Genomic DNA, 24,410 nt, shown 5'->3' with positions numbered 1-24,410 from the left:
GCGGGGGGTCTTCGACGCGCCACGGCGTGGCGTCAGCCTTCGTGCGCGCCGAACATCGTCTTGGCGTAGATGACGCCAAGGCCGTAGGCACCGCCGTGCGTCTTGGCAATGCCTGTGGTCAGGTCATAGGTCTCGGCGCGTGCCCAGTCGCGCTGCAACTCCAGGAGGTATTGCAGGGACGTCATGGGGCGCGCGCCGGCCTGGACCATGCGTGTCACTGCACGCTCGTGCGCCTCGGCGGAGACATCGCCGCATGCATCGGTCACGATGTAGACCTCATAGCCCTGCGCCAGCGACGACAGCGCCGGGCCGACGATGCAGACCGACGTCCACAAGCCGGCGAACACGAGTCGGTCCTTGCCGATCGCGTTCAGCGCCTTGATGACATTCGCGTCCTCCCAGGTGTTCATCGACGTGCGATCGACGAGCTTCTGCCCGGGGAACGGCTCGGTGACCTCCGAGAACATCGGCCCGGAGAAGCTCTTCTCGGCCACAGTGGTCAGCACGGTGGGTACCTTGAATCCCGCCGCGGCCCTGGCGATCAGGCCGGCGTTGGTGCGCAGCAGGACCGCGTCGATGGACTTGGTGGCGAATGCCATCTGCGATTGGAAGTCGATCATGACGAGCGCATGGTCCTTGGGTGTGAGCAGCGCGGGGCCGGGGGTGGGCTTGCCGGTGATGGACATGGGACTGTTCCTTTTGAAAGTTGAGGCCGGCTGCGGGCCAGGGCTGGGGAAGAGGGGAGGCCGGTAGGCGCTGTCGCGAACCAGTGAGAAGTCTGGGCGAGCGCAACCGATCCGGGATCGTTCGGAGGTAGCAGATCAGGGGTGGCCAAAGGTTGCTCGTTCGTCTGACAGAGGCAAGCGCGCCTCGTCTTGCTGATGCGGTGCCGCGTGCAAGCGTCGACCATGGCGCCATGGATGCACAGCAAAGGAACCCATGGCACAGGAACTCAATGTCTTCTCAGGTCTGAAGGTCGTGGATCTCGCGAGCTATATCGCGGGGCCCGCGGCAACAACGATCCTTTCGGACTTCGGCGCCGACGTGATCAAGGTCGAGCCGCCAGACACCGGCGATCCCTATCGCTACTTCTATGCCACACCGCCCAATCCGGTTTCCGACTGGAACTACGCTTGGCAGCTCACCAACCGCAACAAGCGGAGCCTGGCGCTGGACCTCAAGAGTCCAGGCGCGAGGGACGTTCTCGCTCGGCTGGTGCAATGGGCCGACGTGCTGGTCACCAACTTCCCGCCGAGCGTCAAGGCCAAGCTCGGACTTACGTACGAGGCCATCGCGCCGCTGAATCCGCGGCTGGTGTATGCCGACATCACAGGCTACGGTTCCAAAGGTCCAGAGGCCGACAAGCCGGGCTTCGACATCACCGCGTACTGGGCGCGCACCGGCCTCATGCAGGTGACGCACGACGAGGACAGCCCGCCCACACTGCCCATTCCCGGCATCGGAGACCACGCGACCGCGAGCACGCTGTACTCGGCCATCGTGACGGGCTTGTACCGCCGCGAGCGGACCGGGCTGGGCAGCCATGTCAGCACGTCGCTGATTGCCGAAGGCGCATGGGCCGCCGCCACGTGGATCGAAGGCGCGCTTCATGGCGCGAAGTTCTTTGGCCAGCACAACCGCAAGCGTCCGCCGAACGCCCTGCTCAATCCGTACCGCACCGCCGACAACCGATGGTTGCTGCTGGTGGCAGCTCAGAAAAAGGACTGGCCCGGCTTTGCCAAGGCGATGGGTATGCCGGAACTGTTGGATGACCCGCGTTTCGTGGACGGTCCCACGCGTGCCCACAACGCCGCTGCGCTGGTGGAGATCCTCGATCCCGTGTTTGGCGCCGAGCCGCTTGCGCATTGGAAGAAGACCCTGGACGCAGGACGCGTCATCTATGGCGTCGTGCAGGTCGCCGAAGAGATCATCCGCGACCCCCAGATGCTGGAGAACGAGATCCTTGCGCCGGTCAGTGATCCTTCGATCGGCGCCACCCACACGGTCAACAGCCCCGTGCAGGTTGCGGGCGTGCGCAAGGTGGTGCCGTCTCGGGCGCCGCGCCTGGGCGAGCACAGCGCCGAGGTCCTCGTTGAGCTGGGCTACGCCCCCGAACAGGTGGCACAGCTTGCTGCAGCAGGCGTCGTCCGCAACGAGTCGGCAGCATGAGACGCGTCGGTGCAGACCGGCGCCATCCATCACATCCCTAGAACCCTCTTTGTCAAAGGAAAGACGCCATGGCCGACGCCAATTCATTGAAGAGCGCATCTCCCGCCGCACTGCCCAATGCAGACGGCGACTTCTACAAGCTGTCGAGAACACTTTCCGCCGAGGACAACGCGCTGAGACTCAAGGTGCGCGCCTTCATGGAGGAAGAGGTCCAACCCATCATCAACGGCTACTGGGAGCGCGACGAATTCCCGTTCGAGCTGCTCCCCAAGTTCAAGACCCTGGGAATCGCGGGTCTGCCCTACCAAGGCTACGGGTGTCCCGGCAAGAGCACGACCATGATGGGCTTCATGATGATGGAGCTCGCACGCGTTGACGCGTCGATCTCCACATTCTTCGGCGTGCACACGGGGCTGGCGATGGGTTCCATCTACGTGTGCGGGTCTGAGGAGCAGAAGCGACGCTGGCTGCCTCCGATGGCGGCGATGGACAAGATCGGATCCTTCGGCTTGACCGAGCCCGACGTGGGCTCGGGGACCTCCGGCGGGCTCGCCACCACCTGCCGCCGCGAGGGCGACACCTGGGTGCTCAATGGCCAGAAGAAGTGGATTGGCAATGCGACCTGGGGCGATCTGACCATCATCTGGGCACGCGATGTGGCCGACAACCAGGTCAAGGGCTTTATCGTCGAGAACAAGACGACGCCCGGCTTCCATGTCGACAAGATCCTGCACAAGATGGCGCTGCGTGTCGTGCAGAACGGCCTCATCACACTCACCGATTGCCGCGTGCCGGAGGCCAACCGACTGCAGAAGGCCAACAGCTTCCGCGACACGGCGCTCGTGCTGCGCCAGACGCGTGCCGCGGTGGCGTGGGAATCGGTGGGCTGCGCCACGGGTGCCTATGAGCATGCACTGCGCTATGCGCAGAGGCGGCATCAGTTCGGGCGGCCTATCGGCAGCTTCCAGCTCGTGCAGGATCTGCTGTCGCGCATGCTCGGCAACATCACGTCCACCCAGGCGATGTGCCTGTGCCTGTCGCAGATGCAGGACGAAGGCATCCTGCGCGACGAGCACGCTTCGATGGCCAAGGGCGTGTGCACGGTGCGCATGCGCGAGACCGTGGGCTGGGCGCGCGAGATCCTCGGGGCCAACGGCATCCTGCTGGACCAGCACATCGGCCGCTTCGTGGCCGATTCCGAAGCTCTCTATTCGTACGAGGGCACGCGCGAGATGAATTCGTTGATCGTCGGCAAGGCGATCACCGGCTTCAGCGCCTTCGTCTGATTCACCTATCTCCCAGGAGCAACCGCTATGACGAGTTCCATTCAACATGTCGCCGTGATCGGAACGGGCGTGATCGGCGCCAGCTGGACGGCGCTGTTCCTCGCACACGGTCTGAAGGTGATCGCCACCGACGTCGCCCCGGGCGCCGAAGATCGCCTGCGCGAGTACATTCGCAACGCGGCGCCGGCGCTGCAGCGCCTGGGTGCGCAGTCGCCGTTGTCAGCGGGTCGGCTGTCCTTCACCACCGACCTGGCGGAGGCGGTGGCCACGGCCGACCTCGTTCAGGAGAATGGTCCCGAGCGTATCGACTTCAAGCGCTCCCTCTACGCAACATTGGACGCGCTCCTGCCGCCCGAGGTCATCATCGCTTCGAGCTCTTCCGGCCTCACGATGAGCGACATCCAGGCGGCTTGTCCGGCATATCCCGAGCGCTGCGTGATCGGGCATCCGTTCAATCCGCCGCACCTGATACCGCTGGTGGAGATCGTGGGTGGCGCCAAGACGTCGGAGGACACGATCCGCCGCGTCGCCGAGTTCTACACGGCGCTCGGCAAGCGCACGATCCGGTTGCACAAGGAAGTGCCCGGACACGTGGCCAACCGCCTGCAGGCCGCACTGTGGCGAGAGGTCGTTCACCTGGTCGCGAGCGGCGTCGTGAGCGTGAGCGACGCCGACACCGCGGTATGCTGGGGGCCGGGTCTGCGGTGGGGCGTGATGGGTCCCAACCTGCTGTTCCACCTGGGCGGCGGCGAAGGCGGCATCGAGCACTTCTTCGACCAGTTCACCGGGCCGATGACTGCCTGGTGGAAGGTGCTGGGGTCGCCCGAGATCACGCCGGAGCTGCGCAAGAAGATCGTGGCCGGCGTGCTGGAGGAAGCCGGCACGCGGTCGCTGGAAGACCTGGCCACGCAACGCGACGAGGACCTGCTCGGGCTCCTGGCGGTCCGTGCTCGCACATGACACAAGCATCCGTGGCGATGCCACGCGTCGTCATCGTGGGCGGCGGGTTCGCCGGCGTCGCCGCGGCGCGCGAGCTTCGCGCTTGCAAGGCGGACGTCCTCCTGATCGATCGCCGCAACCATCACATCTTCCAGCCGCTGCTCTACCAGGTTGCCACCGCAGTGCTGGCGCCGGCCGACATCGCCGCGCCGCTGCGGCAACTGGCCGAGGAACAGGCCAACCTGTCGGTCATGCTCGGCGAGGTGGGTGCGGTGGACCGCCGCGCGCGTACGGTTGCGGTCACGCCCGCCGGCATGGCGCAGCGCACGATCCCCTTTGACTACCTGGTGGTGGCCACCGGCGTGCGGCCGAGCTACTTCGGGCACGATGATTTCGCCGCCCACGCGCCGAGCCTCAAGACGCTGGCGGATGCCGAAGCCATCCGTGCCCGCATCCTGTCGGCCTACGAGCGCGCCGAGCAGGCGGAGGACATCGCCGAGCGCCGTCGCGCGATGACGTTCGTGCTGGTCGGCGCCGGCCCGACCGGCGTCGAGCTTGCCGCATCGATGGCCCAGATGGCACGCAGCACGCTGCAGCGCAACTTCCGCCGAATCGACCCTGCCCAGACGCGCATCGTCCTGATCGAGGCGGGGCCGCGCACGCTGGCTTCGTTCGACGAGTCGCTGGCACGCAGGACGGTCGAGAGGCTGGAGGCGCTCGGCGTCGAGGTCCGCACCGGCGTGCGCGTGGACGCGATCGACGCCCAGGGCGTGCTCGCGGGCGGTGAACGCATCGAAAGCGCGACGGTGCTGTGGACCGCCGGCGTGCAGGCCTCGCGTCTCGTGGCCATGCTCGACACGAAGACCGACCGCGCGGGCCGGGCCAGCGTCGAGCCGGGGCTGGATCTTCCGGGGGACGCGAAAGTCTTCGTCGTCGGCGACGCCGCCAGCGTGGTGCAGGACGGACGGCCCGTGCCCGGCGTGGCGCAGGCCGCGATCCAGCAGGGTCGGCATGCGGGCCGCGCCATCGCGGCCCGCATTCGCGGGGCGACCATCGATACGCCGCCCTTTCGCTACAGCGATCGCGGAAACATGGCCGTCGTTGGCAAGAACTTCGCCGTGCTGCAGCGCGGTCGGTGGCGCACCAGCGGCATCGCGACCTGGCTCCTGTGGGCGCTGATCCATGTCGCCTTCCTGCCGCAACTGCAGAACCGCCTGCGTGTGCAGATCCAGTGGCTGTGGTCGTACCTGAGCGGCCAACGCAGCTCAAGACTAATCCCTGAAACCCCGTCCGACGCTTGAGAGCAATGGAGACCCCATGTCTGAATTTGCGAACCTGAAGTATCAGAAGAGCAGTGCGATCGCGACGCTGACGATCGACCGTCCCAAGGCGCTGAATGCGCTCAACCAGGCCACGTTGGAGGAGATCCAGCGTGCATTGCAGGACGCGGCGAACGATTCGTCCGTGCATGGCGTCATCGTGACCGGCGCGGGCGACAAGGCCTTCGTCGCGGGCGCCGACATCACCGAGATCGCCTCGGCGTCGCCGCTGCAGGCGCAAGCGTTCACGCGCCACGGACAGGCCGTCTGCGATCTTGTCGAAACCCTGGGCAAGCCGGTCATCGCGGCCGTCAACGGCTATGCGCTGGGCGGCGGCTGCGAGCTGGCCATGGCGTGCACGCTGCGCATTGCTGCGGAGAACGCTTCCTTCGGGCAGCCCGAGGTCAAGCTGGGTGTCATGCCGGGATTCGGCGGCACGCAGCGACTGCCGCGCCTCGTGGGCAAGGGCAGGGCGATGCAGATCATCCTGACGGCGGAGAACATCGATGCGCGCGAGGCGCATCGCATCGGGCTCGTGAACGAGGTGGTCGAACCGGCGCGGCTCATGTCGCGCGCGGAGGAAATCCTGCTGAAGATCATCGCCAACGCACCGGTGGCCGTTCGCTTGTCGATGGACGCCGTGAACCACGGGCTGGAGGCCGGGCAGGCGCAAGGCCTGGCCCTCGAGAGCGCGTCCTTCGCGCTGTGTGCCAGCACGAGCGACAAGCGCGAGGGCACGACCGCCTTCCTGGAGCGGCGGCGGCCGCAGTTCAGCGGACGGTGAGCGAGCATCGGACTTGCGGGGCGAGATCGGCCGAGGTCGATCGTCCGTGCCCCATCCGGGGGATTCAATCCCGAAGACGGGAGACGGATAGTGGTGCCCATGGAACTCTCCAACGACCCCGTGTTGTCCCCGCAACGAACCCATGTCGTCGTCGTCCACGACAACTTTCTGACGAGCGCCGGCCTGACCAGCACGTTGGCGGCTTGCGATGACTTCACCGTGCAAACGATTTCCCCGGAGGACGACGCACTTCTGTGCTGCGACGTCGTCATCGCGGACCTCGAGAGCGGCATGCATGTCTTGAACCTCTTGGGCAAGCTGCGAACGGGCGTGCGACGCCCGAGAGTCGTGATCGTCACTGCCTCGGAGCGGGAGTGGCAAATCCGGCAAGCCTTGGCGCTGGGCGCGGCCGCTTATCTGCTTCTCGGCACGACCGGCGAAGAATTGGTGAGTGCCGTGCGTAGCGTGTCCCGGGGTGGTTGCCATCTGAGTCAGCCTGTCTCGGCCAAGCTGGCGGAGAGCCTCACTGTCGAACCCTTGACCGCGCGTGAGGAAGACGTGCTCGCGCTGGTGACCGATGGGTTGTGCAACAAGCACATCGCTGCGCGGCTAGGCATCTCGGTGGGAACGGTGAAGACGCACTTGCGATCGGCGTTCGAAAAGCTGCAGGTGCGCAGTCGCACGGAGGCCGTCGCTGCGGCAGGGCGGCGGGGAATCCTGCGCCATGCAGCCGGGCGTGGCGAAGCAGAGGCATCCAACGGGTTTCTGGCCGCAGGCACATATCGTCGAGTCCCGAGCGCCGCTCCACTGGGCGCCTGAACCCGTCCAGGTACGACCCCCGAGATATTCCCTGCAATTCGCCTGCCGCAGCTCGAGCGGTAACATGGGTGCCACTCCATTGACGCAGTTCGGTGCCACGAGAAAAGCATGACCGAGGACAATGACCGTCGCAACGGCTTGTAACGCTTCCCATGTCTTCCCTGATCTTTTCGACGCAGGGCCTCGAAAATCTCCGCGAGGAAGGCGGCTTGACCCTGTATCGAGGTGCGAAAGGGGCCGACGGCTCGTCACTGCTGACCGTCGCCGTCACGGCCAACGTGGTCGACGAGGGACGAAGACGACTCGAGCGCGAGTTCGCCCTGCGCGACTTGCTGCATGAGCAGTGGTCGGCTCGTCCGATCGCGCTGGTGACCGAGGGGCCGCGGCTGGCACTCCTGCTGACCGATCCGGGCGGCCAATTGCTGAGCCACCGGAATCGTCATCTCTGGGAGCCGGCTGACTTCTTGCGGACGGCGATCGGCATTGCTGCCGCACTCGGAGGCGCGCACCTCGCCGGGCTGATCCACAGGGACCTCAAGCCCGGCAATATCCTGATCGAAGCGGAGTCCGGCAAGGCTTGGCTGACAGGGTTCGCGGTTGCGTCGCGCCAGCCGCGCGAACAGGTGACCGGTTCACCCGAAGTGATTGCGGGCACACTGGCTTACATCGCTCCGGAGCAGACCGGACGAATGAACCGGTCGGTGGACACGCGCAGCGACCTCTACGCCCTGGGCGTCGTGTTCTACCAGATGCTGTCGGGCGAGCTGCCGTTCCAGGCATCCGATCCCCTCGAATGGATACACCGCCACGTCGCTCATCAGCCCCAGCCGCTGTCCGAGCGGCAGCCGTCCGTGCCGGCTGCGATTTCGGCGATCGTGATGAAGTTGCTCGCGAAGGCGCCCGAATGGCGATACCAGACCGCGGGTCGGCTCGAAGCAGACCTTCGGTCGTGCCTGGAAGAATTGGAATCGCAAGGCCGAATCAGCTGGATCCGACCCGACTCGCCCAAGGTCTCCGGACGCTTGAAGATGCCAGAGAAGCTCCACGGGCGGCCGGCCGAAGTCTTGTCGCTGCTTGCCGCCTTCGAGCGGGTCGTCGCTCGCGGGAGGCCCGAAGTGACGCTGGTCTCGGGGTACTCCGGCATCGGCAAGTCCTCCGTGGTCAACGCGTTGCGCAACGAGATCGAGCCGGCGCGCGGGCTCTTCGTCTCCGGCAAGTTCGACTTCCGGCAGCGCGACACGCCTTACTCGACGGTCGCGGATCCATTCCGAGCGCTCCTGCGGCAGATCCTGGCCGGCGATGCCGCGTCACTTGCCAGCTGGAAGCGGTCGATCAGCGAGGCCGTCGGCGTGCAGGGAGGCTTGCTGTTCGAGCTGCTCCCCGAGCTGAAGGCGCTGATCGGCTCGCAGCGACCCCTGCCGGAGGTCGGTGGGGCGGAGGCCACGCTCCGCTTCCGGTCCGTGTTCCAGCGCTTCGTCTCTGCCTTCGCGCGGGCCGGGCGTCCGTTGGTGGTCTTCCTGGACGACCTGCAATGGCTGGACCCGGCGACGCTCGCGCTCGTCGAATACCTCGTCGTCCATCCCGACACCCGCCATCTTCATCTCATCGGTGCCTACCGCGACAACGAGGTCGCGGCGAACGATCCGCTCATGTCGGCCATCGCATCGATCCGCAGCGGTGGCGCAAACGTCGGGCAGCTGGTTCTCGGTCCTCTGGGCATCGGTGACTTCACTGCGCTCGTTGCAGATGCCCTGCGAGTCGATCCCTCCCGAGCGCGCAGCCTGGCGGAACTGGTGCATGGGAAGACGGGCGGAAATCCGTTCTTCGCCGGACAGTTCCTCGCCAGCCTCGAGGAAGAAGGCTTGCTGAGATTCGACGCTGTCGCCAGCGACTGGACGTGGGATGAGAGCAGGATCGGTGCGAAAGGCTTCACCGACAACCTGGTCGACCTGGTGGTCCAACGCCTCGAGCGCCTGCCGTCACCGACGCAGCAAGTACTGAAGATGCTGTCATGCCTCGGAAGCCGGGCGGATTTCCAGACCTTGGCGCTGCTGGCGCCACCGGAGCGCGTGATGCACCGCCGGTTCGTCGCCGCCGTGGATGCCGGCGTCGTCCTGGCCGACGACGCGAGATACCGCTTCCTCCATGACCGCGTGCGGGAGGCCTCCTATGCGCTCATCCCTGCCAGCGCGCGCAGTGCGATGCACCTTCAGATCGGCAAGACGCTGGCCGAGGGCTTGACGGCGGAGCAGGTTGCGGAACGCGTCTTCGACATCGCCAACCAGATGAACGCGGGGCTGGCTGCCCTCTGCGACCGGTGCGACAGGGTCATGGTGTCCGAGCTCAACCTGCAAGCGGGACGCAAGGCCAAGGCGTCGACGGCGTACGCCGCGGCGTGTGGATATTTCGCCAGCGGCCTGGAGGCGCTGGGCGAGGACGAAGGGGATCATCACCACGCGCTTTCGTTCGCACTGCGCCGCGAGCGTGCGGAGTGCGAGATCAGTCGCGCCAATCTCGACGACGCTGATGCGCTCGTCGACGAGTTGCTCGCTCGTGGGCGTTCGAAAGTCGATCGCGCGCAAGCGGTCGTGCTTCGGATGACGCTGCAGATGATGCGCGGCGATCATGACCTTGCGGTTCGCACGGCGCTCGAGGGATTGCGGCTGCTGGGACATGAGTTTGCCGACCGCTGCGATGCCGACCAGATGCGAGCCGAGTACGACAGCCTGTGCGAAGCCATGGGCCATCGCGCGATCGAGCGCCTCGCCGACCTGCCGTTCATGGAGAACCCCGAGATGCACGCCGCCATGACGATCATGGTGCAGCTCGGCAGGGCGTCATTCGTCAGCGACAAGCATCTCTTCGGCACGTTGGTCTGCCGATTGGTGAAGCTGACGCTGCGCCACGGCATCTCCGAGTCCTCCATCCACGGGTGCGGCGGCATAGCCACCTTCCTCGGACCGGTGTTCCAACGTCATGCGGATGGCGTTCGTTTTGCGCGTGCAGCGGTCGACATCGCGGAAAAGGGTGGCTACCTTGCGTACCGACCGGGTGCCTACCTGGCGATGGAGATGGCCCTGCTCTGGACGCGGCCGGTTTCGGAGGCGTTGGCCTGCGCGGACATGGCGCTCGCGTACGCCAAGGAGGCCGGCGCCCTGCTCTTCGCCGGCATCAGCTTGGAGCACCGTCTCACGGACCTCATCTTCCGCGGCGATCCGCTGGACGAGGTCTGGAACGAGGCCGTCGCCGGCCTCTCGTTCGCCGAGACGAACAACGTCAGGCATTGCGCTGAGCACATCCGGAGCATGATGGCCTTCGTCCGCGCACTGCGAGGACGACCGGACGAGGTTGCGGGGCTCGACGACGTCGAGCTGGACGCCAGGGTCACGAAGTGCCGCGTTCCGCAAATCGTCTGCTTCCATTGGATCCTGCGAATGCAGCGGCTGTTCATGCTGGGCGACGCGGCCGGGTCGCTGGAGTTCGCTGCCAAGGCCGCTCCCATCCTGTGGGCGGCCCAATCCCAGGTTCAGTCCGTCGAATTCCGCGTCTTCCAGTCGCTCGCGATGGCGGAGGTCTACATCAAGACGGACGCGGCGCGGCAAGCGGACTTCCGCGGGGCGATCCAAGCGAACCTCGCCGTGCTGGCGCACCTGGCGGACAGCCACGCCCCGACCTTCTTCCACAAGCATGCGCTGGTCGCGGCCGAATGCGCTCGCATCGAGGGGCGCGACCTCGAAGCGCTGCGCCTCTACGAAGAATCCATCAAGTCCGCGCTCGACAACGGATTCACGCCGGACGCCGCATTGGCCAGCGAACGGGCCGCGCGCTTCTGCCTCTCGCTCGGGTTGGAGACTGCCGGCCGGGCCCACCTGCGCGAGGCGCGCGAAGGCTACCTGCGCTGGGGCGCTGGCGTCAAGGTCGCCCTGCTGGACAAGCAGTTCCCCGGTATCGATCGGCCCGTGATCCATCCCAGACCCACGACCATCGAGGCTTCGGTCGAGCAATTGGACCTCGCGGCCATCGTCAAGGTATCGCAGACGCTGTCGAGCGAGATCGTGACCGGCAGGCTGATCGAGCGGTTGATGGTGATCGCCGTCGAGCACGCCGCCGCGCAACGAGGCCTGCTGATCCTGCAAAGGGGGGATGAGCGACGCCTGGAAGCACTGGCCATGTCCTCCGGCGGCGGCGTCACGGTGCGGCGGGTGGGCCGAGCCGTGACGCCGATGGACCTTCCCGAGACCATCCTCACGCAGGTGACGCGGCAAGGCCAATGCGTCATTCTGGACGATGCCAGCGTGCCGAACGCCTTCTCGCACGACGAATACGTCCGGCAGATGGCGCCGCGCTCGGTGCTGTGTCTGCCCTTGAGGAGGGAGGGCGATCTCATCGGGGTGCTCTACTTCGAGAACAACCTGGCTTCCCACGTCTTCACGCCGGCCCGCCGCACGGTGCTCGACCTGCTTTCATCGCAGGCCGCCATCTCTCTTCAGAACGCCGAGTTGTACGCGAAGCTCGAACACGAGAACGCCGAGCGCAGGCAGTCCGAGGCTGCATTGCGCCGCTCCGAGGAGCGCTACGCCCTGGCGATCGATGCCGCGGCGGACGGCCACGGTGAATACCTCGCCGACGACGGCCTCTTCTATTCGTCGCCCCGCCTGCTCGAGCAATGGGGGCTTCCTCCGGAACTGGCCACTGTCCCGCGGGAACGGATGCTGGAGCTGTTTCCGTTCCACCCGGACGATCGCCAGCGCGCGGTGGCGTTGCTGGACCAGCACCGCGACAGCGACACGAAGCGGCTGGAGTTCGACGCTCGCGTGATCCGGCGCGGGGAGGTCCGCTGGATGCATTGCACGACGCTGTATGTGAGAGACGCGACGGGCAAGCTGCTGCGCTCGAGCACGGCCACCACCGACGTGACCGAGCGCAAGAGGGCCGAGGAGGAGCTGAGGCGGTCCGAGGAGCGCTACGCGCTGGCCCTGGCGGGGTCGAACGAAGGCGTTTTTGACTGGGACCTCCGCACCGATCGCATCTACGCGGCTGCGCGCACGCAGGAACTGCTCGACCTTCCCGTCGGGGACCCGTGGCGGACCCGTGAGGAGTGGGAGAGCCTCCTCCGGTACCACCCCGGCGACTATGAACGCATGCAAGCGGCGCTGGAGGCGCACTTCGCAGGCCGGACGCCCAGGTACGACGGAGAGGTGCGAATCATCCTGGCCAGCGGCCGGATCCGTTGTTTCCGCCATCGCGGCACCGTGCTTCGCGATGCCGACGGCACGCCCTATCGCTTTGTCGGCTCCCTGGACGACATCACCGAGCACAAGCGCCAGCAGAAGGAGATGGCGCGGCTGGAAAGCCGCCTGCGGCAGGCCGAGCGCTTCGAAGCGATGGGCACGCTCGCCGGCGGTATTGCGCACGACTTCAACAACATCCTGGGCGCGATCCTGGGTTTCGGCGAGCGGGCGTTGCACGCAGCGCGGGAAGGCAGTCGGATGCATCGCGATCTGAGCAACGTCGTGATGGCTGGGGAGCGCGGCCGCGCGCTGGTCGACCGCATCCTTTCGTTCAGCCGCGGCACGCCGGGTGAGCAGGTGCCGGTGAACGTGGAGCGTGTGGTGCGCGAGGCGCTGAATCTCCTGCAGGGCAAGCTGCCAGGGCACGTGAGACTGCGCACCCGCCTGCAATCCGGTCGCGCGGCGATCCTCGGCGATGCAGTGCAGATTCACCAGTTGCTGATGAATCTGGCGACGAACGCGGCGCATGCGATGACGCAAGCGGGCAAGTTGACCGTGTCGCTGGAGGTGGCCGAAGTTCTGCAATCGCGCCAAGCCAGGGTGGGCACCGTGGGGCCTGGCACTTGGATCGTGCTGCGCGTTGCGGACCAGGGGAGTGGGATGACGCCCGAAATGCTGGCGCGCATCTTCGATCCATTTTTCACGACCAAGGAATTGGGCGTCGGAACGGGCCTGGGGCTGTCCCTGGTGCTGCGCATCGTGACACAGGCCGAAGGGGCCATCGATGTGCACAGCAAGCCGGGGGTGGGCAGCGTGTTCACCGTCTATTTGCCGCGTGCCGGGGACGCGCCCGAGGAACCGGCGGACGCCGGCGAGGCACCGCCGCGAGGGAGCGGCCAGCGCGTGATGGTGGTCGACGACGAGGAGCCGCTGCTGGAGATCATGACACACGCGCTGCACGTGCTGGGCTACGAGCCGATGGGGCATGGATCGGCGCGAGCAGCCCTGGAGGCGTTCCGCTCGAACCCCGACGATTACGACGCGCTGATCACCGACCAGTGCATGCCGGGCATGTCCGGCGATACGCTCATTCGCGAAGTTCGGCAACTGCGCCCGTTGTTGCCTGTCATTCTGGTCAGTGGCAACGTGGGCGCCGCCGCCGCCGCGACTTCGCACGGCGCCTTGGCCGACGAGGTGCTGACCAAACCCCTGCGGGCCAACGCGCTCGCGACCAGCCTGGCGCGACTGCTCGACGCCGCGTGACTTCAGCAGGATGTGCGAGGTGTCATGATGCGGGCTTCGGGCCGAGGCAGCGCGCAACCGTCGTCGCGCGCAGGCAATTGCCGCCGACGCGGATTTCAGGCTTCTTTCCCGAAGGCGTCGAGGCGCATGGGAGCTCTCAGATCATCCCCAAACCCAAGGCCCGCGACACGGCTTCGACCCGCGTCTGGGCGGCGAGCTTCAACAGGATGTGCTTTGCATGCGACTTGACCGTCTCCGGCGCGATGCCCAGTTGCTTGGCGATGCGCTTGTTCGACAGACCGTGGCTCATGAGCGTCACGATGTGGCGCTCGCGCGGAGAGAGTGACTCGCCGGAGCGATGTTTGGTCCGAGCGCCCGCAGGCTGCTCAGGTCGCTCGGAAAGGCCCACGAGCAGATTGCGGACGTAGGGCCGAAGCTCACCCAGCACACCGGCGTCATCGACACGGCGTTCGTAGAGCCAGCGCAGCAAATGGCGGTTCGTCTCGCCGCCGTCGACGAAGGTGCGATACAAGCCCGCGGTCGCACCCAGTTCGATGGCATGCGTCGCTTCGGCCGCGGCTTCGTCCTCCTCGCCGACCTCGAGCAAGACGCACGCCAGCAACATCGTCAGCTCGATGGCGAGATGGCATTCGCGCCGCCGCAAGGCCTCCGAGACGATGCGTCGCAACGAGGACACCGCTTGCGCGCCGGCCCCTTGCGCCAGGTCCAGGCGAGCGCGCGAGACAGCCACATAGCGCGCCAACAGGTAGTCGTTGGTCGCTGCGGCCGATTTCGCCGGCATCTGCGCGAGCCGCTTCAGGCAGGCCTCGGCTTCGCTCATGCGAGCGTGCTCGACGAGCAGCCGGACACGTTCGGCAAGGCTGGCGGCGATCAGCCGCGGCCAGCGCCGGTCTTCGCCAAGCAGTTCGGCTTCGTGGAGCTGCAGCATGGCGAAAGGAAGCTGGCCCCGTGCCGCGGCGATCCTGGCGCCGACGATGTACGCACTCAAAGCGCCTTCGATGCCGCCCTCCGATCCGCTCGGCGCCAATCGGTCGCGAAGCAGGCGGTCGGCTGCGTCGACAGCATCTTGCTCGTAGAGCACCTTGGCGCTGACTGTTGCGGCCAGCCGGCTGCCGGAGAAGTTGGACCCGTAGAACCGCGTGGACATCTCCAGCGCCTCGTTCGCGAGGCGCCCGGCATACACCAGTCGGAGCTGCTCTGCTTCGACCGCGGCTTCCATCGACAGGTGCACGATGCGCCAGAGGGCCTCGCGGCGATGGGCGGGGGCGTGGCTGACAGAGCCCGACAGCTCGCAGCATGCGTCGAGGCGGCGCGCTTTCCAGTGACCGAGTCGGACAATGAGCGATGTCGCGGGATGGGCGACACTGCCTTCGTACGTCCTCAGGGCGCTCTCCACCAAGTGGGCAGCCGTTTCGGCGTCGTCATTCAGCGCCACCGATGTGGCATGCAGCAGTGCGCATTGCAGGTCGGTTGACGCCATGGACAAGGGCTTGCACTGCGCCTCGATGGTGTCGATGGTCGCCAGGGCTTCGGCGAACTTCATCGTGGCCAATTCCGACCATGCTTGCAGCACGAGCTTCTTGTGGCGCTCCGCTCGGGAAAGTGCTTGCAGTGTGGCCTCCTGATCGTGAGATCGCCAGGCCGCCGGAAAGCAGGTCAGCACGGGGAATGCGGAGGATTCACGTTGACGTTCAAGAAGCATGCGCTGGCTCCGGTTCGTGGGTGCCAGGCCGCTGACACGGGTCAAGTCAGGCCATGCACGATATGGCCCGTACGTTAGAGATGGATCGCTACCTCGGGCTTGCCGGGCAGCCGCGGACGTTGCAGACGAAATATCGAAAATTTCGCTCGTAACACAACTTGCCATATCTCCGTCCCGGGGCGAGACGCCCAGTTCCTCTTTGATCCGTATCGGCAAGGTGTCCATTGAATAGCTGGTGGTGTCCATGACTATCTCCGTAGGTACTCTCTTGAGGCGGGGCACCGGGTAGGGGTATGCTCTGGCGAGCCTGGGCAGCGACCGCATCAGTCTGCGCGCACGCGACGTCATCATCCGCACGCTGCCCGATGGCGAGCCGCGGCGAGAGGACGTCGCCGGGCACCTTTGCATGAGCGAGCGCACGCTGCAGCGGCGCTTCCATGAAGAGGGCATCTCGTTCCAGCAACTGCTGGATGGCACCCGCAAGGACCTCGCGCAGCAGTACTTGCGGCAGCCGAAGTTGTCCTTGGCGCAAACGGCCTATCTGCTCGGGTTCTCCGACCAGAGCAATCTTCACCGCGCCTGCAAGCGCTGGTTCGAAATGTCGCCCGGCCAGTATCGCGCGCGCTTCGAAGCCGACCGGCGCGGCCTGCACGCCACCCATTGAGCCGGCGCCGGGAGGCGTGCGGCCGGTGGCTCAGTTCAGGACTTCGACCGGCGTCGCGAAGACGTAGCCGGCACCGCGCTCGGTCCGAATGAGCTTCTGCGACTCGTCATCCCCGCCAATCTTGCGGCGCAGCCTGAAGACCTGCACGTCGATGGAGCGGTCGTAGATCTCGTCGCCATGCAGGCGCGACAGGTCGAGCAGCTGGTCGCGGGAAAGCACGCGCTGCGGCGCTTCGCAGAAGGCCAGCAACAGGTTGAATTCGCTGTTGCTCAGCACGACTTTCCCGCCTTGCGGATCCATGACATGACGCGCCCAGGCGTTCAGCTCCCAGCCCGAAAAACGATAGGCGCGTGGCTTGGTGTCGCGCGAGGATGCGGCCGCGGCCTGCTTGCCGCGGTAGCGCCGCAAAACCGCGCGCACGCGCGCCAGCAGCTCACGGTTGCTGAACGGCTTGGTGACATAGTCATCGGCGGCGATCTCGAGTCCCATGACACGGTCTGCCTCCTCGCGCCGGCCGGTCACGATGATGAGGGGCATGTCCGTCCGCTCACGCAGCTGGCGTGCGAGCTGCATGCCGTCCTCGGCCTCCAGCCGCAAGTCCAGCAACACGAGGTCGATGACCTGTTCGCTCAGGATGCGATTCATGTCCGCGCCGTCTTCGGCGCTCGACACCCGCAGGCCGCTCTCGAGGAGGTAGTCGCCGATCAGTTCCCGCATGAGCGGGTCGTCGTCGACGACAAGGATGTGGGGCTGGATCGCAGACATGATGGGAAGCGCTTCGTTGCGGCCTCGGGTTCGGCGCTGAAGGTTATCACCAGATCGAAGAGACGTGTTTCATCTGCATTGCTGGCGTGGGCATTGAAATGCCGAGGGAATACTTGCGAACGACATTCAACAGGAACTCAACGATCACAAAACTTCCGAATGAGCAACATTTCTCCCCGCGAAACGGCGAGGCTCGTGCCCCAGGCGGGGGATATTCGCGGTGCCGCTGATTCCCGAGCATTCTGTCCAATCGACGGAGGATTCCCGATGGAAGCAAGACAGCGATCGTTTCGAGCCAGCGTGATCGGCGCGGCACTGGCGACGGCCGCCCTGAGCGGCCGGGCCGAGGGGGTGCTGGACCCCTGGGGCCCCGTCGGTGCGACCCAGCGACAGCTGCTCTACGAGTGCCTGGGCGTGATGCTGCTCGTCGTGGTCCCGGTGATCGTGCTGACGCTCGCCTTCGCATGGTGGTTCCGCGCCTCCAACAAGCGGGCGGCCTACCGGCCGGATTGGAACTACAGCGGCAAGGTCGAGTTCACGATCTGGGTCATCCCGCTGCTGATCGTCCTCTTCCTGGCAGCGGTCGCCTGGGTCGGCTCGCAAGAGCTCGACCCGTATCGGCCGCTGCACGCGTCCAGGAAGCGATTGCGGGTGGAGGTGGTCTCGATGGACTGGAAGTGGCTGTTCATCTATCCCGAACTCGGTGTCGCAAGCGTCAACGAACTTGCTCTGCCCCTCGATACGCCGGTGCGGATGGACATCACCTCGGCGAGCGTCATGAACGCGATCTTCATCCCGGGGCTCGCGGGGCAGATCTATGCCATGGCCGGAATGTGCACGCAGATGTCCGTCCTTGCCGACAAGGAGGGCAGCTACAGCGGACTGTCGTCGCAGTTCAGCGGGGATGGCTTCACGGACATGCAATTCAAGGTGATCGCCGCGGACCGGCCGGGCTTTGAGCGCTGGGTCGAGGGGCTGCGCCGGTCGGGGCAAGTGCTCGACAAGCCGGCTTACGAGCGGCTGGTCGGCCATCGCGGCACCGCTGCGGCCTCCTACTACGCGGCAGCCGACAACGATCTCTTCGACTACGCCATGCAGCGCAGCACCAAGCCGATATCCGCCGTCACGGCTCGAACGGTCGATCCACGGATCGGCATCTGCCGCGACATGATCCTCACGAACGGAGTGCACTGACATGCTCGGCAAGCTGACCTTGGCAGCGATTCCCTTCGATCAGCCCATCATCATGGTGACGTGCGTGGTGCTGCTGATCGGGATCGCGTTCGTGCTCGGCCTTCTTAGCTGGCTCGGGCGATGGAAGTGGTTGTGGGAAGAGTGGCTGACCACTGTGGACCACAAGCGCGTGGGCATCATGTATGTCCTGGTGGCCGTCGTGATGTTGCTGCGCGGCTTCAGCGACGCGATCATGATGCGGTCGCAGCAGGCGCTGGCTGCCGGAGGCGGCGCGGGCTTCCTGCCGCCCGAGCACTACGATCAGGTCTTCTCGGCGCACGGCACGATCATGATCTTCTTCATGGCGATGCCGTTCGTCGTCGGATTGATGAACTTCGTGGTCCCGCTGCAGATCGGCGCGCGCGACGTCGCCTTCCCGGTGATGAACGCGCTCAGCTTCTGGCTTACGGCCGCGGGCGCGTTGCTCATCAACATTTCGCTCGGCGTCGGCGAGTTCGCGCGGACCGGCTGGCTCGTCTATCCCCCGCTGTCCGAGCTGGCCTACAGCCCCGGCGTCGGCGTCGACTACTACTTGTGGTCGCTGCAGGTCTCCGGCCTCGGCACGCTGCTGTCGGGCATCAACCTCATCACGACCATCATGCGATGCCGGGCCCCGGGGATGAAACTCGAACACATGCCGATCTTCTCGTGGACGGCGCTGGCAGCCAACATGCTGATCGTCGCGGCCTTTCCGGTGTTGACCGCCACCTTCGCGATGCTGCTGCTGGACCGCTATGCGGACATGCACTTCTTCACCAACGGCGCCGGCGGCGACCCGATGATGTTCATCAACCTCATCTGGATGTGGGGACACCCGGAGGTCTACATCCTCGTCATCCCCGCGTTCGGCGTGTTCTCCGAGGTCATCGCGACGTTCTCCGGCAAGCCGCTGTTCGGCTACCGTTCGATGGTGATCGCAACCATGGCCATCACCGTGCTTGCCTTCACGACCTGGCTGCACCATTTCTTCACGATGGGTGCGGGCGCGAACGTGAACGGCTTCTTCGGCATCACGACGATGATCATCTCGATCCCGACCGGCGTGAAGATCTTCAACTGGCTGTTCACGATGTACGGCGGACGCGTGCGCTTCACGTCACCGGTGCTGTGGACCATCGGCTTCATGGTCACCTTCACGATCGGCGGCATGACCGGCGTGCTGATGTCCATCCCGCCGGTGGACTTCGTGCTGCACAACAGCCTCTTTTTGGTCGCGCACTTCCACAACGTCATCATCGGAGGCGTAGTCTTCGCATGCATGGCCGCGCTGACGTACTGGTTCCCCAAGGCCTTCGGCTTCACGCTCGACGAGCGGCTCGGCAAGATGGTGTTCTGGTGCTGGTTCGTCGGCTTCTACCTGGCGTTCATGCCGCTCTACGCGCTCGGCTTGCTTGGCATGACCCGGCGCATGAATCACTCCGACAACCCCGCCTGGACGCCGTATCTCTACGTCGCGGTGGCCGGCGCTGCCCTGATCATGATCGGCATCGTGCTGCAGGTCGTGCAACTGGTCGTCAGCATCCGTACGCGTCATCTGCGTCGCGACTTGAGCGGCGATCCGTGGCAAGGGCGCACGCTCGAGTGGTCCACGGCGTCGCCGCCGCCTCCGTACAACTTCGCAGTCCTTCCGGCGGTCCAAGGCATCGACGCACATTGGGCGGCTCGGCGCGACGACACGCCGGCGCAAGCTCAGCCGATCGAAGACATCGAGATGCCGAGGCGATCGGCACTCGGATTCGTCGTCGCATTCTTTGCGGTCACGGGCGGATTCGGCATGGTGTGGCACATCTATTGGCTCGGCGCCGTTTCGCTGCTCGCTGCCGTGGCCTGCTGGATCTTCCAGTCGTGGGGCGACGATGACGAGACGACGCTGACGGCACGCGAGGTCGAGGCTTTCGAGACGAACTCGCGCCTGCGCACCGTTCATGCCTGAGGAGAGCCACATGCAACAACGTGTCCCGGATGTCCGGCTCGCCGCCACCTCCCTCGCTGGCCATTCAGAACGTCGGGGGACGACAGCGTTCGGCTTCTACCTGTATTTGCTGAGCGACTGCATCCTCTTCGCGACGCTCTTCGCCGCGTTTTCGGTCCTGCATCGCTCGGTGGCGGACGGGCCGAGCGGGGCGGAGTTGTTCGACCTGCGCAACGCGTTCATCGAGACGGCGGTCCTGCTGACCAGCAGCGTGACCTGCGGCATGGCCATGCTGGCATGCGATCGTCGGGAAGTCAGGGCGGCCTTCGCAGCGCTTGCGGCGACCTTCGTCCTCGGGCTCGCGTTCCTGGCGCTGGAGATCAGGGAATTCGCGCGGATGGTGGCAGAAGGTGCAGGCCCAGGCAGCAGTGCATTCCTGTCGGCCTTCTACACGCTCGTGGGCACGCACGGGCTGCATGTCACGGCAGGTCTCGCGTGGCTGGTTTTCATCTTCGTGCAACTGCGGCAGCGGGGCTTCAGCGACGGTGTCGTGCGACGGATGTACTGCTTCAGCCTGTTCTGGCACGTGATCGACGTCGTGTGGATCGCCGTGTTTTCATTTGCCTACATCATCGGATCGGCATCATGACCCAGCCCTCGATTGCCTCCAGCGAAATTGTCCGCGTTGCCCCGGGCACCCACGACGGACGGGGACACGGCTCTCTGCGGGGGTACCTGGTCGGGTATCTCGTTGCGATGCTGCTGACGATCGCATCGTTTCTCGCGGCCGGCACGGGCGCGCTGGCGCCGTCGAGCGTGACCGCTGCCGTCACCGTGCTTGCCATCGCCCAGATGCTGGTGCACCTCATCTTCTTCCTGCACATCAGCACGTCGCCGAATCAGCGCACGAACATCCTCGCGTTCGTGGTGACTGCGATGGTCGTTTTCATGATCGTCGCGGGCTCGTTGTGGATCATGTCGCACTTGCACTCGAACATGATGCCTGTCGATCCGCAGATGCTCATGCAGATGGAGCCCTAGGAGCGACCGCGGGAGCATCACGATGAAGCGGGTCGCGTTGGGCGAGAAGGTGGTCTGCATCGCTCCTGCGAGTTCATGCCTTGCCCCAAGGTGGTTCCTGCATGGCTTCAACAAGGAAGTCCACCAGTCGCCGCACCTTCAACGGCAGCTGCTTGCGCGTGGGATAGACGGCGAAGATGCCCAGCTCGGCGGCACGAAACTCGGGCATCAGTTCGACCAGCGTGCCGTTGCAAAGGTCTTCGTGCACCAGGAAATCGGGCTGCAGGATGATGCCCTGGTGCGCCAGCGCCGCGGCGCGGCAGGTGTCGCCGTTGTTGGCGTTGATGCGCGAGCGCGTACGCACCGTCACTTCGCCCCTAGGACCCTGGAAGCTCCACACATCGCCGGATGACCAGTAGGTGTAGGAGACCACGTCGTGCTGTGCGAGCGCTTGCGGCTGCATGGGCGTGCCGTGCTGCGCGAGGTATCGGGGTGACGCGCACAGCACCATGCGCGTCTTGGCAAGCGCGCGGCTGACCAGATTGGAGTCGGACAGCCGCGCGATGCGCACCACCAGGTCGTAGCCTTCCTCGACCAGATCGACCACGCGGTCCGACAGCACGATGTCCAGGGTCACCTGCGGGTTCTCGGCCGCGAAGCGCCCCCAGAGCGCGGCCAGGTGCAGCGCCCCGAAGGTCTGCGGCGCACCGATGCGAAGGCGTCCCATCGCCTGGCCGGTGCTGGACCCCACCTCGGCCTCGGCCTCTTGAACCGCCAGCAAGACCTCCTTGCAGCGCTGGTAGTAGGTCTGACCTTCGCTGGTGAACGACAGGCGGCGCGTCGTGCGCTGCAGCAGGCGAGCGCCCAAGTGCGCCTCGAGCTCGGTGACATGCCGCGACACGGCGGGCTTGGACAACTGCGTCGCCTCCATGGCCCCGACGAAGCTGCCGGCGTCGACCACGGCAGTGAAGGTTTTCATGGCTTGGAGGATGTCCATAGTCTCGAACGGCGAAACAATGTGTGCCGTGAATGGCTGTTTATCTCGCTCTTATATCTTAATAAAGTTCACCCATGCCAGCAGTACGCCACGGCTCAACCACAACCCCATCGCCCGAAGGACTTCCATCATGCACATCACACTCGTCGGCGCCGGCAACATGGGCGCGGGTTTCGTCAAGCAGCTCAGCGCCGCAGGTCACAAGGTCCGCGTCACCGCGCGCGATCTGGCCAAGGCTCAGGCGCTGGCCGCCGCCCATCCGGGCGCCACGGCCGCAACACCGGCCGACGCATTGGGCGACTCGCAGGTCGTCATCGTCGCCACCGGCTACGCCGACGCCGTGCCGGCCTTGAAAGCCCTTGGCTCGCTCGAAGGCCGCATCGTGATCGACATCACGAATCCGCTGACCACCGACTACATGGGCCTGACCTTGGGCTTCGAGACCTCAGCCGCCGAAGAGATCGCCAAGGCGCTGCCTGGCGCGCTGGTGGTCAAGGCCTTCAACACGGTGCTGGCGCAGGTGCTGGCCGAGGGCCCAGCCTTCGCGAACGGCCAGACCGTGCCTGTCTTCTATGCCGGCGACGACGAGCGCGCCAAGCAGACCGCGCGCGCACTGATCGAAAGCATTGGCTTCCAAGCCGTGGATGCGGGCGGGTTGAAGAACGCACGCTACCTGGAGCCCGTGGCCGGTCTCAATATCTATTTCGCCTATGGCGCCGGGCAAGGCACGCAGATCGCGCCGACCTGGATCCACCGCGCCTGAGTCCGAAAAGCAGATCCCCGTGCCATGCGGCGCGGGTCTGCCAGCACCAAGGAATGCTCCCATGAATACGCCTGCCATATTCGTCTCGCACGGCGCACCCACGTTCGCACTGGAACCCGGCCGGGCCGGCCCCTTGCTGCACGACATCGGCAGGCGCGTGCTCGCGCTGTCCGGGTTGAGGGCCGTCCTCGTGGTCTCGCCGCACTGGCGCACGCGCGGACTGCGCATCAGTGCCAGCGCTCGGCCCGAGACCATTCACGACTTCGGCGGCTTCCCGGCGCCGCTGTACGCGCTGCAGTACCCCGTGGCCGGCGAGCCCGCGGTGGCGCGGGAGGTGGCGGCGTTGCTGGCGCAGTCGGGGCTACCCGCGCACCTGGTGGACGAGCAGGGGCTCGACCACGGCGCCTGGGTGCCGCTGTTGCACATGCTGCCCGATGCGCCGCTGCCTGTGCTGCAACTGTCGCTCCCGATCGAACTGCGCCCGGCCGACGCGCTGGCCTTGGGTCGCGCGCTGGCGCCGTTGCGCGACCACGGCGTGCTGATCGTGGGTTCGGGCAGCCTTACCCACAACCTGTACGAGTTCCGGCAGTCGGAGACCGAGGCGCCCGAGGACTACGTGCGCGAGTTCGTGCAATGGGCGCGCCACGCCGCCCTTGCGCACGACGAGGCCGCGCTGGTCGAATTTCGTGGTGCGCCGCACAGCCGCCGCGCCCACCCCTCGGACGATCACTATTTGCCGTTGCTGATAGCTGCCGGCGCCAGCGGTGCGGGTGAAGCCGTCGAGGTCATCGACGGCGGCGTGAGCTACGGCGTGCTTTCAATGGAAGGCTACGTCTTCGGCGATTTGCCGGGCGCCGCGGCACTTGCTTGATTTCATCGCACATGCAGAGAACTGATATGTCATCCACATCCATCATCGTCCAACAAGCTCGGAGTCCGGCTGCACGACTCGTGCTGCTGATGCACGGCGTCGGCTCCGTGCCCCAGTCCATGCTGGGCGTGGCGCGCTGGTTCGCCAACCGCGAGAGTGCCGCGCTGGTCGTCAGCGTCGCCTCGCCCGAGCCGTCTGATATTTCCAACGGACTGCAGTGGTTCTCGGTGCGCGATGTGACGGAGGACAACCGTCAGGCGCGCGTCGATGCGGCCATGCCAGCGTTCGTGGCGAGCGTGCGGCACTGGCAGCAGGTTGCCGGCGTCGACGCCCAGCGCACGCTGATCGCCGGCTTCTCGCAGGGCGCGATCATGGCGCTCGAATCCACCAAGCTCGCGGAGCCACCCGCGCTGCGGATCGTTTCCTTCGCCGGGCGATTCGCCACGCTGCCGGAGCGCAAGTCAGAAGCGGGAATTCATCTGCTGCATGGCGACGCCGATCCGGTCATGCCCGCGACGCTGGCGCGCGCCGCGCAGGCCCGGCTGCTTCAGTTGGGAACTCAGGTCACAGTGGACATCGCGCCCGGTGTGCGTCATGAGCCTCATCCCGCCCTTCTGGAACGCTTGGCTGCACGGCTGGAACCGCCCGAGAGCGTTGACATCGGTTAGATTTC

19 protein-coding genes are annotated in these 24,410 nt (G+C 65.9%); 15 read left to right on the top strand and 4 right to left on the bottom strand.

Going from position 1 to position 24,410, the window contains the following annotated elements:
- Positions 1-32 precede the first annotated feature (32 nt).
- Positions 33-686 (bottom strand): hydrolase, encoded by a 654-nt coding sequence (locus AC1DYD_RS14355; RefSeq protein ID WP_478173417.1) that lies wholly within the window; start codon positions 684-686, stop codon positions 33-35.
- 253 nt (positions 687-939) lie between these two features.
- On the opposite strand from AC1DYD_RS14355, the gene AC1DYD_RS14350 reads away from it, so the two are divergent.
- The 7 genes from AC1DYD_RS14350 (at position 940) to AC1DYD_RS14320 (ending at position 13,810) form a co-directional block, all read left to right on the top strand.
- On the top strand, positions 940-2,169 hold the full coding sequence (locus AC1DYD_RS14350; protein WP_478173416.1) for a CaiB/BaiF CoA transferase family protein: 1,230 nt from the start codon (positions 940-942) through the stop codon (positions 2,167-2,169).
- Between the two features lie 68 nt (positions 2,170-2,237).
- Positions 2,238-3,455: an acyl-CoA dehydrogenase family protein gene (locus tag AC1DYD_RS14345; RefSeq protein WP_478173415.1), complete on the top strand. Its 1,218-nt coding sequence runs from the start codon at positions 2,238-2,240 to the stop codon at positions 3,453-3,455.
- Between the two features lie 27 nt (positions 3,456-3,482).
- A complete protein-coding gene (locus tag AC1DYD_RS14340; RefSeq protein WP_478173414.1) occupies positions 3,483-4,415 on the top strand; it encodes a 3-hydroxyacyl-CoA dehydrogenase NAD-binding domain-containing protein in 933 nt (310 codons plus the stop codon).
- A complete protein-coding gene (locus AC1DYD_RS14335) occupies positions 4,412-5,695 on the top strand; it encodes an NAD(P)/FAD-dependent oxidoreductase (RefSeq protein ID WP_478173413.1) in 1,284 nt (427 codons plus the stop codon). The genes AC1DYD_RS14340 and AC1DYD_RS14335 overlap by 4 nt, the downstream gene beginning before the upstream one ends.
- 16 nt (positions 5,696-5,711) lie before the next feature.
- A complete protein-coding gene (locus tag AC1DYD_RS14330; RefSeq protein WP_478173412.1) occupies positions 5,712-6,497 on the top strand; it encodes an enoyl-CoA hydratase-related protein in 786 nt (261 codons plus the stop codon).
- A gap of 99 nt (positions 6,498-6,596) precedes the next feature.
- Positions 6,597-7,316 (top strand): response regulator transcription factor, encoded by a 720-nt coding sequence (locus tag AC1DYD_RS14325; protein WP_478173411.1) that lies wholly within the window; start codon positions 6,597-6,599, stop codon positions 7,314-7,316.
- Between the two features lie 152 nt (positions 7,317-7,468).
- Complete coding sequence (locus AC1DYD_RS14320; protein ID WP_478173410.1) at positions 7,469-13,810, top strand: AAA family ATPase; 6,342 nt, start codon at positions 7,469-7,471, stop codon at positions 13,808-13,810.
- A gap of 136 nt (positions 13,811-13,946) precedes the next feature.
- Here the strand turns inward: AC1DYD_RS14320 and AC1DYD_RS14315 are convergent, their stop codons facing one another.
- Positions 13,947-15,512 (bottom strand): LuxR C-terminal-related transcriptional regulator, encoded by a 1,566-nt coding sequence (locus tag AC1DYD_RS14315; protein WP_478173409.1) that lies wholly within the window; start codon positions 15,510-15,512, stop codon positions 13,947-13,949.
- Positions 15,513-15,810: 298 nt separating this feature from the next.
- Between AC1DYD_RS14315 and AC1DYD_RS14310 the strand changes: the two genes are divergently transcribed.
- Positions 15,811-16,176 (top strand): helix-turn-helix transcriptional regulator, encoded by a 366-nt coding sequence (locus tag AC1DYD_RS14310; protein WP_478173484.1) that lies wholly within the window; start codon positions 15,811-15,813, stop codon positions 16,174-16,176.
- 30 nt (positions 16,177-16,206) lie between these two features.
- On the opposite strand, the gene AC1DYD_RS14305 is transcribed toward AC1DYD_RS14310, so the two are convergent.
- Entirely contained in the window at positions 16,207-16,941 is a 735-nt protein-coding gene (locus AC1DYD_RS14305) for a response regulator (RefSeq protein ID WP_478173408.1), read from the bottom strand.
- Between the two features lie 267 nt (positions 16,942-17,208).
- Between AC1DYD_RS14305 and cyoA the strand changes: the two genes are divergently transcribed.
- Genes cyoA through cyoD form a run of 4 tightly spaced genes read left to right on the top strand, consistent with a single transcriptional unit; the run spans position 17,209 to position 21,127 of the window.
- Positions 17,209-18,135 carry a ubiquinol oxidase subunit II gene (gene cyoA / locus AC1DYD_RS14300; RefSeq protein WP_478173407.1) on the top strand — a complete coding sequence of 309 codons (927 nt, stop codon included), beginning with the start codon at positions 17,209-17,211 and terminating at the stop codon, positions 18,133-18,135.
- A gap of 1 nt (position 18,136) precedes the next feature.
- Positions 18,137-20,107 carry a cytochrome o ubiquinol oxidase subunit I gene (gene cyoB / locus AC1DYD_RS14295; RefSeq protein WP_478173406.1) on the top strand — a complete coding sequence of 657 codons (1,971 nt, stop codon included), beginning with the start codon at positions 18,137-18,139 and terminating at the stop codon, positions 20,105-20,107.
- A 10-nt stretch (positions 20,108-20,117) separates the two neighbouring features.
- Positions 20,118-20,735: a cytochrome o ubiquinol oxidase subunit III gene (cyoC, locus tag AC1DYD_RS14290; protein ID WP_478173405.1), complete on the top strand. Its 618-nt coding sequence runs from the start codon at positions 20,118-20,120 to the stop codon at positions 20,733-20,735.
- Positions 20,732-21,127, top strand: a complete 396-nt coding sequence (cyoD, locus tag AC1DYD_RS14285) for a cytochrome o ubiquinol oxidase subunit IV (protein ID WP_478173404.1) — start codon at positions 20,732-20,734, stop codon at positions 21,125-21,127. The genes cyoC and cyoD overlap by 4 nt, the downstream gene beginning before the upstream one ends.
- 73 nt (positions 21,128-21,200) lie before the next feature.
- Here the strand turns inward: cyoD and AC1DYD_RS14280 are convergent, their stop codons facing one another.
- Positions 21,201-22,085: a LysR family transcriptional regulator gene (locus AC1DYD_RS14280; RefSeq protein WP_478173403.1), complete on the bottom strand. Its 885-nt coding sequence runs from the start codon at positions 22,083-22,085 to the stop codon at positions 21,201-21,203.
- Positions 22,086-22,233: 148 nt separating this feature from the next.
- Here AC1DYD_RS14280 and AC1DYD_RS14275 point away from each other — a divergent pair, with 148 nt between their 5' ends.
- The 3 genes from AC1DYD_RS14275 to ypfH all read left to right on the top strand — a co-directional run bounded on the left by AC1DYD_RS14275 (position 22,234) and on the right by ypfH (position 24,405).
- Complete coding sequence (locus AC1DYD_RS14275; RefSeq protein ID WP_478173402.1) at positions 22,234-22,866, top strand: NADPH-dependent F420 reductase; 633 nt, start codon at positions 22,234-22,236, stop codon at positions 22,864-22,866.
- A gap of 61 nt (positions 22,867-22,927) precedes the next feature.
- Positions 22,928-23,737, top strand: a complete 810-nt coding sequence (locus AC1DYD_RS14270) for a dioxygenase family protein (RefSeq protein WP_478173401.1) — start codon at positions 22,928-22,930, stop codon at positions 23,735-23,737.
- 26 nt (positions 23,738-23,763) lie between these two features.
- Positions 23,764-24,405, top strand: coding sequence for an esterase (ypfH, locus tag AC1DYD_RS14265; protein WP_478173400.1), 642 nt, complete (start codon positions 23,764-23,766; stop codon positions 24,403-24,405).
- Positions 24,406-24,410: the final 5 nt, after the last annotated feature.

It is taken from the genome of Variovorax sp. P4_B11, from assembly GCF_056402355.1.
This window is presented reverse-complemented; position numbering and strand designations above follow the sequence as displayed.

Bases quoted from the DNA above. Each gene is read 5' to 3' on its own strand.
- AC1DYD_RS14355 (WP_478173417.1), bottom strand. From the start codon at position 686: ATGTCCATCACCGGCAAGCCCACCCCCGGCCCCGCGCTGCTCACACCC.
- AC1DYD_RS14350 (WP_478173416.1), top strand. From the start codon at position 940: ATGGCACAGGAACTCAATGTCTTCTCAGGTCTGAAGGTCGTGGATCTC.
- AC1DYD_RS14345 (WP_478173415.1), top strand. From the start codon at position 2,238: ATGGCCGACGCCAATTCATTGAAGAGCGCATCTCCCGCCGCACTGCCC.
- AC1DYD_RS14340 (WP_478173414.1), top strand. From the start codon at position 3,483: ATGACGAGTTCCATTCAACATGTCGCCGTGATCGGAACGGGCGTGATC.
- AC1DYD_RS14335 (WP_478173413.1), top strand. From the start codon at position 4,412: ATGACACAAGCATCCGTGGCGATGCCACGCGTCGTCATCGTGGGCGGC.
- AC1DYD_RS14330 (WP_478173412.1), top strand. From the start codon at position 5,712: ATGTCTGAATTTGCGAACCTGAAGTATCAGAAGAGCAGTGCGATCGCG.
- AC1DYD_RS14325 (WP_478173411.1), top strand. From the start codon at position 6,597: ATGGAACTCTCCAACGACCCCGTGTTGTCCCCGCAACGAACCCATGTC.
- AC1DYD_RS14320 (WP_478173410.1), top strand. From the start codon at position 7,469: ATGTCTTCCCTGATCTTTTCGACGCAGGGCCTCGAAAATCTCCGCGAG.
- AC1DYD_RS14315 (WP_478173409.1), bottom strand. From the start codon at position 15,512: ATGCTTCTTGAACGTCAACGTGAATCCTCCGCATTCCCCGTGCTGACC.
- AC1DYD_RS14305 (WP_478173408.1), bottom strand. From the start codon at position 16,941: ATGTCTGCGATCCAGCCCCACATCCTTGTCGTCGACGACGACCCGCTC.
- cyoA (WP_478173407.1), top strand. From the start codon at position 17,209: ATGGAAGCAAGACAGCGATCGTTTCGAGCCAGCGTGATCGGCGCGGCA.
- cyoB (WP_478173406.1), top strand. From the start codon at position 18,137: ATGCTCGGCAAGCTGACCTTGGCAGCGATTCCCTTCGATCAGCCCATC.
- cyoC (WP_478173405.1), top strand. From the start codon at position 20,118: ATGCAACAACGTGTCCCGGATGTCCGGCTCGCCGCCACCTCCCTCGCT.
- cyoD (WP_478173404.1), top strand. From the start codon at position 20,732: ATGACCCAGCCCTCGATTGCCTCCAGCGAAATTGTCCGCGTTGCCCCG.
- AC1DYD_RS14280 (WP_478173403.1), bottom strand. From the start codon at position 22,085: ATGAAAACCTTCACTGCCGTGGTCGACGCCGGCAGCTTCGTCGGGGCC.
- AC1DYD_RS14275 (WP_478173402.1), top strand. From the start codon at position 22,234: ATGCACATCACACTCGTCGGCGCCGGCAACATGGGCGCGGGTTTCGTC.
- AC1DYD_RS14270 (WP_478173401.1), top strand. From the start codon at position 22,928: ATGAATACGCCTGCCATATTCGTCTCGCACGGCGCACCCACGTTCGCA.
- ypfH (WP_478173400.1), top strand. From the start codon at position 23,764: ATGTCATCCACATCCATCATCGTCCAACAAGCTCGGAGTCCGGCTGCA.